This window comes from Pseudomonas sp. NPDC077408 (assembly GCF_050269105.1).
GTDB lineage: Bacteria > Pseudomonadota > Gammaproteobacteria > Pseudomonadales > Pseudomonadaceae > Stutzerimonas.
Map to the genome: position 1 here is coordinate 272708 of NZ_JBNNHS010000006.1, position 12021 is coordinate 284728.

The following is a 12021-nucleotide window of genomic DNA, read 5'->3' on the forward strand; positions in this document are numbered from 1 at the left end:
CTCGATGTAAAAACCGAATCAAATAGGACCCAGCTAATGGCTATCGAGATTAAAGCCCCTCAATTTCCGGAATCGGTTGCTGACGGCACCGTTGCGACCTGGCACAAGCAACCGGGCGATGCGGTAAAGCGTGACGAACTGATTGTCGACATCGAGACCGACAAGGTTGTTATGGAAGTGCTAGCCGAAGCGGATGGCGTGCTGACCGAAATCGCCAAAAACGAAGGCGACACCGTGCTCAGCGGTGAGCTGCTTGGCAAGCTGGACGCTGGCGCTACGGCTTCAGCTCCAGCTGCTGCGCCTGCAGAAGCCGCCGCTCCGGCAGCCGCTCCAGCATCGGCACCTGCAGCGGGTGGAGAAGACGCGATCCTCGCGCCTGCCGCGCGCAAGCTGGCCGAAGAAAACGGCATCGATCCGAACAGCGTAAAGGGCACTGGCAAGGATGGGCGGGTAACCAAAGAAGATCTGGTTGCTGCCATCGAGGCCAAAAAGTCGGCTCCGGCAGCCGCCAAGCCCGCCACGAGTGCAGCATCGGCCCCTGTTTCTGCTGCTGGTGACCGCACCGAGAAGCGCGTGCCGATGACTCGCCTTCGCGCCAAGGTTGCCGAGCGCCTGGTCGAAGCACAGTCGAACATGGCGATGCTGACCACCTTCAACGAAGTCGACATGACCGAGGTCATGGCGCTGCGCTCGAAGTACAAGGATCTGTTCGAAAAGACCCACAACGGCGTGCGTCTGGGCTTCATGTCCTTTTTCGTCAAGGCTTCCGTCGAGGCGCTGAAGCGCTTCCCCGCGGTCAACGCGTCGATCGACGGTACCGACATCGTCTACCACGGCTATCAGGACATCGGCGTCGCTGTCTCCAGCGATCGTGGTCTGGTCGTTCCGGTGCTGCGCAATGCCGAGCTGATGAACCTGGCCGAAGTTGAAAGCGGCATCGCCACTTTTGGCAAGAAAGCGCGTGATGGCAAACTGTCGATTGATGAGATGACTGGCGGCACCTTCACCATCACCAACGGCGGCACCTTCGGTTCGATGATGTCGACCCCGATTGTCAACCCGCCGCAAGCCGCTATCCTGGGCATGCACAACATTCTGCAGCGTCCGATGGCCGTTAACGGCCAGGTGGTCATCCGACCGATGATGTATCTGGCGTTGTCCTACGACCATCGCCTTATCGATGGCAAGGAAGCGGTCAGCTTCCTGGTGACCATCAAAAACCTGCTGGAAGATCCGGCCCGTTTGCTGCTGGACATCTAACAAGCGTCACGGGCTGCAGTTGGCAGGCTAGGCAAGTGCCGGGCCTGCTGTCTGCGGCCTTTGATTTTTTAGCTGCACTCAAGAGGATTCGTAATGAGCCAGAAATTCGACGTCGTCGTGATCGGTGCCGGCCCCGGCGGTTATGTTGCAGCCATTCGCGCAGCGCAACTGGGTCTGAAGACCGCCTGTATCGAAAAATATCAGGGCAAGGAAGGCAAGACCGCGCTTGGCGGAACCTGTCTGAACGTCGGTTGCATTCCGTCCAAGGCGCTTCTGGACAGCTCCTACAAGTTCCATGAAGCCCACGAGAGCTTCAAGGTTCACGGCATCAGCACTGGCGAAGTGGCCATGGACGTTCCGACCATGGTGGCCCGTAAGGACCAGATCGTTAAAAACCTGACTGGCGGTGTTGCCGGTCTTATGAAGGCGAACGGTGTAACCGTGTTCGAGGGTCACGGCAAGCTTCTCAGTGGGAAGCAGGTCGAGGTCACTGGCCTGGATGGCAACACGCAGGTACTCGGTGCGGAGAGTGTAATCCTCGCCTCCGGTTCCAAGCCCGTCGATATCCCGCCGGCGCCGGTCGATCAGAAGATCATTGTCGACTCGACAGGCGCTCTGGACTTCCAGAGCGTGCCGAAGAAGCTTGGCGTTATCGGCGCCGGTGTCATTGGCCTCGAGCTGGGATCGGTCTGGGCTCGCCTGGGTGCAGAAGTCACCGTCCTCGAAGCCATGGACAAGTTCCTGCCGGCCGCCGACGAACAAATTTCCAAGGAAGCCTTCAAGGTCCTAAGCAAACAGGGCCTGAATATTCTGCTGGGCGCCCGTGTGACCGGTTCGGAAGTGAAGGGTGACGAGGTCACCGTCAACTTCACCAACGCTGAGGGAGAGCAGCAGCAGACCTTCGACAAACTGATCGTTGCAGTTGGTCGCCGTCCTGTGACCACCGATCTGCTGGCCGCTGATGCAGGCGTCGACATGGATGAGCGTGGCTTCATCTTTGTCGACGATCAGTGCGCGACCAGTGTCCCAGGCGTTTATGCCATTGGTGACGTGGTCCGTGGAGCGATGCTCGCGCATAAGGCATCGGAAGAGGGTGTGATGGTTGCCGAGCGGATCGCGGGCCACAAATCGCAAATGAACTACGACCTGGTTCCGTCGGTCATCTATACCCATCCGGAAATCGCATGGGTCGGTAAGACTGAGCAGGCGCTGAAAAGCGAAGGCGTAGAAATCAACGTGGGCACCTTCCCGTTCGCCGCCAGTGGCCGTGCCATGGCTGCCAACGATACGGCGGGCCTGGTCAAGGTCATCGCTGACGCCAAGACCGACCGTGTACTGGGTGTGCATGTCATGGGGCCGGCTGCAGCCGAGCTGGTTCAGCAGGGCGCCATCGGCATGGAGTTCGGCACCAGCGCCGAAGATCTGGGCATGATGGTCTTCTCGCACCCGACCATGTCCGAAGCGCTGCACGAAGCTGCGCTGGCGGTGAATGGTCACGCGATTCACATCGCCAACCGCAAGAAGCGCTAATAGCGCAGCAACAAGCGGCGGCTCGCGCTGGGCTTTATAGGCCTGGCGCGGCCGCCGAATACCTTCAAGCAAGGTATGACAGGTCCCTGAAAGGTATCTTCGATAGTTTTCAGCGACTTGAGGTGACGCCGCTGCAATGTGGCGTCTGATGCACATCAAACCGAACGGTAGCTAAGATGAATCTTCACGAATATCAGGGCAAGCAACTGTTTGCCGAGTACGGATTGCCGGTTTCCAAGGGTTATGCGATCGACAGCCCCAAAGAAGCGGCTGAAGCCTGTGATCAGATTGGCGGTACCGAGTGGGTAGTTAAGGCTCAGGTACATGCTGGCGGTCGTGGCAAGGCGGGTGGCGTCAAGCTGGTCCGTAGCAAGGACGAAGCCCGCGCATTCGCCGAGCAGTGGCTAGACAAGCGCTTGGTGACCTATCAGACCGACGCCAACGGACAACCGGTCAGCAAGATTCTCGTTGAAGCCTGCACAGACATCGATAGAGAACTGTACTTGGGCGCCGTGGTTGACCGTGCTACTCGTCGGGTGGTCTTCATGGCCTCCACCGAAGGTGGCGTCGACATCGAAAAGGTCGCTCACGACACGCCGGAAAAAATCCTCAAGGCAACCATCGATCCGCTCGTCGGCGCTCAGCCGTTCCAGGGCCGCGAGTTGGCATTCCAGCTCGGCCTGAAGGGTGATCAGGTCAAGCAGTTCGTCCACATTTTCGTGGGCCTGGCCAAGCTGTTCGTCGACTACGATCTGGCTCTGCTCGAAGTCAATCCGCTGGTCGTCAAGAAAGACGGCAATCTGCACTGCCTTGATGCCAAGTTGAATATCGATAGCAACGCGATCTATCGCCAGCCCAAGCTGCGCGGTATGCAGGACCCGTCCCAGGATGACCCGCGCGAAGCTCACGCAGCGAAGTGGGAGCTCAACTACGTTGCACTGGAAGGCAACATCGGCTGCATGGTCAATGGTGCAGGTCTGGCCATGGGCACCATGGATATCGTCAATCTGCACGGCGGCAAGCCGGCGAACTTCCTCGACGTCGGCGGCGGCGCTACAGAAGAGCGCGTGACAGAAGCGTTCAAAATCATCCTGTCCGATGAAAACGTCGCGGCTGTCCTGGTTAACATCTTCGGCGGCATCGTCCGTTGCGACATGATTGCTGAAGGCATTATCGGTGCGGTCAAGGAAGTCGGCGTCAAGGTTCCTGTGGTCGTCCGTCTCGAAGGCAACAATGCTGAACTCGGCGCCAAGATGCTGGGTGAAAGTGGTCTGAATATCATCGGTGCGACGAGCCTGACCGATGCGGCCATTCAAGTCGTCAAAGCCGCGGAGGGCAAGTAATGAGCGTCCTGATCAATAAAGACACCAAAGTTATCTGCCAGGGTTTCACCGGTTCGCAAGGTACCTTCCACTCCGAGCAGGCCATCGAATACGGCACCAAAATGGTCGGTGGCGTGACTCCTGGCAAGGGCGGCACAACTCATCTGGGCCTGCCGGTATTCAACACGGTTAAAGAAGCAGTCGAAGCGACTGGCGCGGATGCGTCAGTGATCTATGTTCCGGCACCGTTTTGCAAGGACTCCATTCTTGAAGCAGTGTTCGGCGGTATCAAGCTGATCGTCTGCATCACCGAAGGCATCCCAACTCTCGACATGCTCGAAGTGAAGATCAAGTGTGACGAAATGGGTGTTCGCCTGATTGGCCCGAACTGCCCAGGTGTGATTACGCCTGGCGAGTGCAAGATCGGTATCCAGCCGGGTCACATCCACATGCCGGGTAAGGTTGGCATCGTGTCTCGTTCGGGCACTCTGACCTACGAAGCGGTCAAGCAGACCACCGACGCTGGTTTCGGTCAGTCCACCTGCGTGGGTATCGGCGGCGATCCTATTCCAGGATCGACCTTCATCGACATCCTCAAGTTGTTCCAGGAAGACCCGCAGACCGAAGCGATCGTCATGATCGGTGAAATCGGCGGTTCCGCCGAAGAAGAGGCAGCTGCCTATATCAAGGCCAATGTCACCAAGCCGGTAGTCTCCTACATTGCTGGTGTGACGGCTCCGGCGGGCAAGCGCATGGGGCATGCCGGTGCGATCATTTCCGGCGGCAAGGGCACCGCGGACGAGAAGTTCGCAGCGCTGCAAGACGCTGGCGTGAAGACTGTTCGTTCGCTTGCCGATATCGGCAAGGCGCTGGCGGAAGTCACTGGCTGGGACGTCAAGCAGGCCTGATCCCCTCCTAGCGTCACCCGATGCCAGTCAGCTCGTCTGACTGGCATCTTCGTTTCTGCACGACGATAAACGGCGTTCTGGCTTGGTCCGAGCGAGTATGCCAAGCGGCGTCCGTCTTCTCGCACCATCTCGCTTTGGGGAGTACGACTCCTCGCCCTCACTAGTCATTTCGATTAAGGTGCGTGCTTTTTTCATGCGGCGCAGCATGAGCCGTATCCGGGAGTTCACGCTTGGTGCGTGTCGTGCCAGAACCTTCTGTAGTGGTGATAATTCAATGATTCGACTGAAAGGCCTTGATCTGCTGGCCCTAGGCTTCATGACGTTCGCGCTGTTTCTCGGCGCAGGCAATATTATCTTTCCACCCAGTGCCGGGCTGGCTGCAGGGCACTCGCTCTGGTTTGCTGCACTGGGATTTCTGTTAACCGGCGTCGGGTTGCCTTTGTTGACTGTGGTCGCGCTGGCACGGGTCGGCGGCGGCATGGATCGCTTGACCGCCCCGCTGGGGCGTGGCGCCGGCACGCTGCTGGCGGTAGCGGTGTACCTTGCCATTGGGCCACTGTTCGCTACGCCTCGGACGGCAGTGGTGTCGTTTGAAATGGGCGTTGCGCCCTTTACCGGCAACGCAGCTATCCCCCTTTTCGTTTATACGGTTCTGTTTTTTTCGGCGACATTGTTCCTGGCGATAAATCCAGGTCAGTTGGTGAACCGGGTCGGCAAGTTCATCACGCCTGTATTACTGGCTGCATTGCTGGTGCTGGGCGGCGCTGCGGTGTTCGCGCCGGCTGGCGACATCGGGACCACAGCTGAGAGCTACCGTAACGGTCCCCTGCTGAAAGGATTTCTAGAAGGCTATCTGACCATGGATACCTTGGGCGCGCTGGTATTCGGCATTGTGATCGCGACCGCCATCCGTGATCGAGGCGTATCCGAGCCGGCGCTGGTGACCCGTTACTCTATGATTGCGGGCGCCATAGCCGCGCTTGGTCTGTCGCTGGTGTACCTCGCGCTGTTCTACCTGGGCGCAACTAGTCAGGGCATTGCCGGCGAGGCGCAAAACGGCGTGCAGATCCTCACAACTTACGTGCAACACACTTTTGGTACTACGGGCAGTCTGCTGCTTGCAGTCGTGATTACGCTGGCCTGCCTGACAACCGCGGTTGGATTGACGACCGCCTGTGGCGAATTCTTCAGCGGCTTGATGCCCGTCGGCTATCGCACTGTCGCCGTGGTATTCACGCTTTTCAGTCTGTTGGTGGCCAATCAGGGCCTGACCCAGCTGATCAGTGTGTCCGTGCCCGTGCTGGTCGGGCTCTACCCGCTGGCGATCATGTTGGTCGCATTGAGTCTGTTGGATCGCTGCTGGGTTTCGCCCAGCCGGGTGTTTATCCCGGTAATGGCCGTCACGCTGGTGTTCGGTGTTGCCGATGGGTTGTCTGCGGCGGGCTTCACTGACCTGGTTCCCGTGTTGTTTACCAGGCTCCCCTTAGCCGCGCAGAGCATGGGCTGGCTGGTTCCTGTGCTGGTGACTCTGGCGATCGCGTTCGCCGTGGATCGGCTGCTTGGTCAACGCCGACTCGCATCAGATGCCGGTTGACCCGGGCGCACGATTGGTTCTCGAGACGTCTAGCAAGCGGTTTCGCTGGCTATAATTAGGCGCATGCGTCCAGAGGGGTCTACATGCTCATTCCCAATCATTTGCTGCCTCATCTGATTGCTGTCGCGTGGTTCGTGCTGTGCTGGGCCGGTTACACCCGCTACGCAAGCTGGCGGGGCAGGGACACGGCGTGCCTGGCCAGCGTCCTGCATTTGTATCGGCAGGACTGGATGCGACGCATGCTGCTGCGCGATAACCGCATCGCGGATGCCAACGTGATCGGCAACCTGGAGCGCAACGCGGCATTTTTCGCATCCAGCACCTTGATCATCCTGGCTGGCGTACTGACTGCGCTGGGCGCGTCCGAACGTGCTGTTTCGCTGTTGGCGGATCTGCCGTTCGCGCAACCAGTCAGCCGTGGGCTTTCGGAAATCAAGCTGTTGGCGTTGGCGGTGGTGTTCGTTTATGCGTTTTTCACGTTCAGCTGGTGCATGCGGCAGTACAACTTCGCTGCTGTGCTGGTTGCCTCGGCACCGATGGCGGGTGAGCGCAACGTGAGTGACCTTGAGCGCAAGTCATTCGCCGAGCGGGCTGCTAGGGTCATCTCGATGGCGGCAAACCAGTTCAACTTCGGCCTGAGAGCTTATTACTTCGGAATGGCTACCTTGTCCTGGTTCATCCATCCCTGGTTCTTCATGACGGTAACGACCGGGGTGGTACTGGTGCTGTATCGCCGAGAGTTTCATTCTGATGTGCTTGAAGTCATGGTGTTCACGCCAACCTTGCCTATCGAGCCGCCCAAGGAGTGAGGGGCTAGCCAGTAGAGCCGGTAAACTGTGTGGTTTGGACTTTCGAGAGTTCGCATGAGCGATAGTTTGATATTGGAGCGCACCCAGCGGTTTCTTTCCCTGTTACGCCACTGTCAGGTCCTGGGCATGCGCGTCGAGCATGCGAGCGCCAAGGGGCTTACGTTGTGCCTTCCCTATAGCGAAAAGATCGTCAGCAATCCTGAGACCGGACGCGTCCACGGCGGGGCGATCACGACATTGATGGACACCACTTGCGGTATCTCCACGGCGTGCGCGCTACCTGAGCTCGAGATCTGTCCCACGCTTGATCTCCGCATTGATTACATGCATCCCGCCGAACCAAATCATGATGTGTTTGGCTTTGCTGAGTGCTACCGCGTAACACCGACAGTCATTTTCACCCGTGGGGTCGCTTATCAGCGTGATATCAACGAACCGATTGCACACGTTGTGGGTGCTTTCATGCGCATGGGCAAGAACAGCCTAATGAAAGCGCCGGAGGCACCGCAATGAGTGTTCCGGACCTGGACGCGCTGGTCCGTGAGGCTCACGCCAGCAATGATTACGATGTGCTTCTGAACATGGTGCCGTACGCCAGGCTCATCGGTATCGAGTGCTTGCGGCTGGGCGATGAGATGGTGTTTCGGCTGCCAAAGAACCAGGACAACATCGGCAATCCTACGCTTCCAGCCATCCACGGCGGCGTGATTGCTGGCTTCATGGAGCATGCGGCAATGCTCCATCTGCTGATGTTCATGGGCGCGCCACATTTGCCCAAAATCATCGACTTCTCGATAGATTATCTTCGAGCGGGTCACTATCGTGACACCTTCGCCGCCTGCCAGGTCTGGCGCCAGGGACGCCGTGTGGCCAATGTTGCCGTGACGGCCTGGCAAACCAATCAGGCCGAACCGATCGCTACTGCACGTTGCCACTTCAAGGTCAACGAGCCCTGATAGGCCTGGCCGGTGTCACTTGTAGTTGTCTCGAAGGTGTTGAATGGATGCGTTGCTGATACTGGGTGGGCTACTGCTGATTGTAGCGGGTCTGGTCTGGTTGATCGTTCTGGCGTTCGGTACGGGCTTGTTGTGGGGCGTCGGCTGTCTGCTACCCCCGGTGACTCTGCTCTATATCGCGCGCCACTGGAGTAACGCCCGGAAGGCGGTGGGGCTGTCCGCTTTGGGCTTTATCCCTCTTGTAGTTGGGTTTACGTTGCTCGCTAACCACGATCCGGGGCGAATCGCAGCCATCACCAGTCTTGAATGGCTTGAGCCGGATGAGATGCAGGGCCAGCAGCTTAGTTTTCGCTTGCACGGGCAGCTCGATGGCAGGCCGTTCGAGCCTAGGGTTGGCAGTTTCACGGATGGCGTACTTACACTACGTGAAGGGGATCAGCTGTTTGCCCAGCAGGAAGTGAGCATTCGCCTTGGCGAAAAGCCGCCTGGAGCTGTGCAGGTCGATGTGCTGCCCGAGGACACCGGTGCTGTCCCGGAGATCGAAATCAACTGGATGCGTCCAGAACAAGAGCTACCTGAGGCGCGCCGAGTTCGAAGCGGCTACACCTTACATCTGGATCTGCAGCCGGTGCCGCCGAACAAGCTGGCCGGTGACTTCCATCTGGTCTTGCCCGCCCATTACCACACGAGCCTCAGTGGACACATCGAACTGTTCACCGACAACCTGCGTTATCTTTCAGGCCAGGTGGATCTGACGCATGACTCGGCTGAGACACTCGCTTATGTGGCCAAGGATCATCTGCAGCGACGCTTCGAGACGCGGGCAGTGACCATCGGGGCGCTGCCTGCTGTTACCTTCCCTGCGTCGAGCATGATCCTCTCGGTGCAAGCCGAAGTTGAAGGTTCGCCGAGTCTTTTCGAACTCAATATGCACAAGGGTGACCAAGGCTGGGCGGTCGTCGACGATACCTATCCGCCGCTGAAGGCTACAGTCGAAACCCAGCCAAAGGTTACTACTATCCAAGCAGCACCACTGCCCGATAGCACCGCTTCGGCCCGAATCGATCGCCGGCAGCGGTTCTCGCTGGCGCGGTTGCTGCGCAATCCGGAGCGCTACGAACATCTGCAAATACGCGCCCATACCAAGCGCGGTGGTGTTGCGGAAGGGCGCTTCAAAGGGCTCGATCGGGACGGCAACCTGTCTATCAGGCAACGGCTGAAAGGGTCGGGGGAGGCGGCGTTCAATCTCAGCCCCGACGATATCGTTCAGCTTGAGCTACTCGAGCCTTAGTGGGCCTAGCGGGAGGTCGCTGTACAAGGTCCGCAATGGCACTCAGGCATGCGTCGCACTTGAATTTTAGCGCCAAGCCCCCATCTGCTTGTCATCGCCGCAGTTGCGGTCCGTGCCATTGACATGTGGAGTTTGCAAGACGATGAGTGTGGAGACTCAAAACAAAGAAACCCTGGGCTTCCAGACCGAAGTGAAGCAGCTGCTTCACCTGATGATCCATTCCTTATATTCAAATAAGGAGATCTTCCTTCGCGAGCTGATTTCCAACGCCTCGGATGCTGCCGACAAGCTTCGCTTCGAAGCGCTGGCGAAGCCTGAGCTGCTTGAGGGCGGAGCCGATCTGAAGATTCGTGTCAGCTTCGATAAAGATGCCCAGACCGTCACTCTCGAAGATAACGGCATCGGCATGAACCGCGAAGACGTTATCACCCATCTGGGCACTATCGCCAAGTCGGGTACGGCTGATTTCATGAAGCACCTGACCGGTGACCAGAAGAAAGATTCACACCTGATCGGTCAGTTCGGCGTTGGCTTCTATTCCGCCTTCATCGTCGCGGAGCAGGTTGAGGTGTTCAGCCGCCGCGCCGGTACGTCTGCAGAAGAAGGCGTGTATTGGTCCTCGAAAGGCGAGGGCGATTTCGAGGTTGCGAACATCGAGAAGCCGGAACGTGGCACCCGCATCGTTCTGCACCTCAAGTCTGGCGAAGAAGAGTTTGCCGACGGTTGGCGCCTTCGCAACATCATCAAGAAATACTCCGACCACATCGCGCTGCCGATCGAATTGCCGAAAGAGTTTCATGGTGAGGAGAAAGACAAGCCGGCCGAGACCGAGTGGGAAACCGTCAACCGAGCCAGTGCGCTTTGGACCCGTCCACGCACCGAGGTGAAGGACGAGGAATATCAGGAGTTCTACAAGCACGTCGGGCACGACTTCGAGAATCCGTTGGCCTGGAGTCATAACAAAGTTGAAGGCAAGCTCGAATACACGTCGTTGTTGTTCGTTCCTGGCCGCGCGCCGTTCGACCTGTATCAGCGAGAAGCACCCAAAGGACTGAAACTTTACGTCCAGCGGGTCTTCATCATGGATCAGGCCGATGAGTTCCTGCCGTTGTACCTGCGCTTCATCAAAGGCGTAGTCGATTCCAACGACCTATCGTTGAACGTGTCCCGCGAGATCCTGCAGAAGGATCCGGTGATCGATTCGATGAAGTCGGCGCTGACCAAGCGCGTGCTGGACATGCTGGACAAGCTGGCCAAGGACAAGCCGGAGGACTACAAGAACTTCTGGAAGCAGTTCGGTCAGGTATTGAAAGAAGGCCCGGCGGAAGATTTCGCGAACAAGGAGAAGATAGCCAGTCTGCTGCGTTTCGCTTCCACCCACGATGGTTCCGGCGAGCAAAGCGTGTCGCTGGCTGAGTATCTGGGCCGTGTCAAGGATGGGCAGGACAAGGTCTACTACCTCACCGGCGAGTCGTATGCGCAGGTCAAGAACAGCCCGCATCTGGAAGTCTTCCGCAAGAAGGGTATCGAGGTGTTGCTGCTGACCGATCGTATCGACGAGTGGCTGATGAGCTACCTGACCGAATTCGATGGCAAGCAGTTCGTTGATGTCGCCCGCGGTGACCTGGACCTCGGCAAGCTGGACTCCGAAGAGGACAAGAAGGCTCAGGAAGAGATCGCCAAAGCAAAGGAAGGCCTGGTAGAGCGTCTCAAGACAGCGCTTGGCGATGAGGTTGCTGAAGTGCGCGTATCGCACCGTCTGACTGATTCGCCGGCAATTCTGGCGATTGGTGAGCAAGACCTGGGCTTGCAAATGCGCCAGATCCTCGAGGCCAGCGGACAGAAGGTGCCGGAATCGAAGCCGATCTTCGAGATCAATCCGGCACACCCGCTGATTGAAAAACTCGACGCCGAGCCGGATGAAGACCGCTTCGCCGATCTTTCGCACATCCTCTTTGATCAGGCAGCCTTGGCGGCAGGGGACAGCTTGAAGGACCCTGCAGCTTATGTGCAGCGCCTCAACAAGCTGCTGGTTGAGTTATCCGCTTAACCTGATCTGCCGCAAAAAAGGCCCGTCACTGACGTAATGCTGTTCACTTAAGCGGAGCAGCCTTACGATCCACCGGATACCGGGTTTTGGAAATCTTCACCGTCCTTGGCCTCCCTGGCCTTGGACGGTGATCCAGAAACAGCCCTGCGACACCTCCCCGCAATTCAGCCAGCCTTCTTCCCGTTGCCGAAACCGGATTGGCCGCCGCCATGACGATCAATTGCACCGCGATGTACTGGCAGGCGGGTTTGAACCTTATATCTGAAGGCTCCCGACCGAAGGCTACTGCGGCCTGGCTCGC

At 58.2% G+C, this 12021-nt stretch carries 10 protein-coding genes and 1 pseudogene; 10 read left to right on the forward strand and 1 reads right to left on the reverse strand.

Features of this window, described 5'->3' with window-relative positions; genetic code table 11:
• The first annotated feature begins 36 nt into the window (after positions 1–36).
• The 10 genes from odhB to htpG all read left to right on the forward strand — a co-directional run bounded on the left by odhB (position 37) and on the right by htpG (position 11720).
• Positions 37–1260 carry a 2-oxoglutarate dehydrogenase complex dihydrolipoyllysine-residue succinyltransferase gene (odhB, locus tag ACQKEK_RS16930; protein ID WP_045426317.1) on the forward strand — a complete coding sequence of 408 codons (1224 nt, stop codon included), beginning with the start codon at positions 37–39 and terminating at the stop codon, positions 1258–1260.
• A 93-nt stretch (positions 1261–1353) separates the two neighbouring features.
• A complete protein-coding gene (lpdA, locus tag ACQKEK_RS16935; RefSeq protein WP_046164013.1) occupies positions 1354–2790 on the forward strand; it encodes a dihydrolipoyl dehydrogenase in 1437 nt (478 codons plus the stop codon).
• Positions 2791–2966: 176 nt separating this feature from the next.
• Complete coding sequence (gene sucC / locus ACQKEK_RS16940) at positions 2967–4133, forward strand: ADP-forming succinate--CoA ligase subunit beta (protein ID WP_045426322.1); 1167 nt, start codon at positions 2967–2969, stop codon at positions 4131–4133.
• Complete coding sequence (sucD, locus tag ACQKEK_RS16945; RefSeq protein ID WP_499143842.1) at positions 4133–5020, forward strand: succinate--CoA ligase subunit alpha; 888 nt, start codon at positions 4133–4135, stop codon at positions 5018–5020. Before sucC ends, sucD begins: the two co-directional genes overlap by 1 nt.
• A 274-nt stretch (positions 5021–5294) precedes the next feature.
• Positions 5295–6614 (forward strand): branched-chain amino acid transport system II carrier protein, encoded by a 1320-nt coding sequence (gene brnQ / locus ACQKEK_RS16950; protein ID WP_128119272.1) that lies wholly within the window; start codon positions 5295–5297, stop codon positions 6612–6614.
• Positions 6615–6697: 83 nt separating this feature from the next.
• Entirely contained in the window at positions 6698–7423 is a 726-nt protein-coding gene (locus ACQKEK_RS16955) for a DUF599 domain-containing protein (RefSeq protein ID WP_499143843.1), read from the forward strand.
• A gap of 54 nt (positions 7424–7477) precedes the next feature.
• Positions 7478–7936 carry a PaaI family thioesterase gene (locus ACQKEK_RS16960; protein ID WP_045426329.1) on the forward strand — a complete coding sequence of 153 codons (459 nt, stop codon included), beginning with the start codon at positions 7478–7480 and terminating at the stop codon, positions 7934–7936.
• Positions 7933–8379: a PaaI family thioesterase gene (locus tag ACQKEK_RS16965; protein WP_045426331.1), complete on the forward strand. Its 447-nt coding sequence runs from the start codon at positions 7933–7935 to the stop codon at positions 8377–8379. The genes ACQKEK_RS16960 and ACQKEK_RS16965 overlap by 4 nt, the downstream gene beginning before the upstream one ends.
• Before the next feature lie 43 nt (positions 8380–8422).
• The gene (locus ACQKEK_RS16970; RefSeq protein ID WP_499143844.1) at positions 8423–9670 is read left to right on the forward strand and encodes an MFS transporter; all 1248 of its coding nucleotides are present in this window, start codon (positions 8423–8425) and stop codon (positions 9668–9670) included.
• A gap of 142 nt (positions 9671–9812) precedes the next feature.
• Positions 9813–11720, forward strand: a complete 1908-nt coding sequence (htpG, locus tag ACQKEK_RS16975) for a molecular chaperone HtpG (protein ID WP_499143845.1) — start codon at positions 9813–9815, stop codon at positions 11718–11720.
• Positions 11721–11763: 43 nt separating this feature from the next.
• Here htpG and ACQKEK_RS16980 read toward each other — a convergent pair.
• Positions 11764–12021, reverse strand: a pseudogene (locus ACQKEK_RS16980) (IS4 family transposase); the annotation flags it as partial.

What these genes read in the sequence shown, in the direction of transcription:
- odhB (WP_045426317.1), top strand. Translation starts at nt 37, where the DNA reads ATGGCTATCGAGATTAAAGCCCCTCAATTTCCGGAATCGGTTGCTGAC.
- lpdA (WP_046164013.1), top strand. Translation starts at nt 1,354, where the DNA reads ATGAGCCAGAAATTCGACGTCGTCGTGATCGGTGCCGGCCCCGGCGGT.
- sucC (WP_045426322.1), top strand. Translation starts at nt 2,967, where the DNA reads ATGAATCTTCACGAATATCAGGGCAAGCAACTGTTTGCCGAGTACGGA.
- sucD (WP_499143842.1), top strand. Translation starts at nt 4,133, where the DNA reads ATGAGCGTCCTGATCAATAAAGACACCAAAGTTATCTGCCAGGGTTTC.
- brnQ (WP_128119272.1), top strand. Translation starts at nt 5,295, where the DNA reads ATGATTCGACTGAAAGGCCTTGATCTGCTGGCCCTAGGCTTCATGACG.
- ACQKEK_RS16955 (WP_499143843.1), top strand. Translation starts at nt 6,698, where the DNA reads ATGCTCATTCCCAATCATTTGCTGCCTCATCTGATTGCTGTCGCGTGG.
- ACQKEK_RS16960 (WP_045426329.1), top strand. Translation starts at nt 7,478, where the DNA reads ATGAGCGATAGTTTGATATTGGAGCGCACCCAGCGGTTTCTTTCCCTG.
- ACQKEK_RS16965 (WP_045426331.1), top strand. Translation starts at nt 7,933, where the DNA reads ATGAGTGTTCCGGACCTGGACGCGCTGGTCCGTGAGGCTCACGCCAGC.
- ACQKEK_RS16970 (WP_499143844.1), top strand. Translation starts at nt 8,423, where the DNA reads ATGGATGCGTTGCTGATACTGGGTGGGCTACTGCTGATTGTAGCGGGT.
- htpG (WP_499143845.1), top strand. Translation starts at nt 9,813, where the DNA reads ATGAGTGTGGAGACTCAAAACAAAGAAACCCTGGGCTTCCAGACCGAA.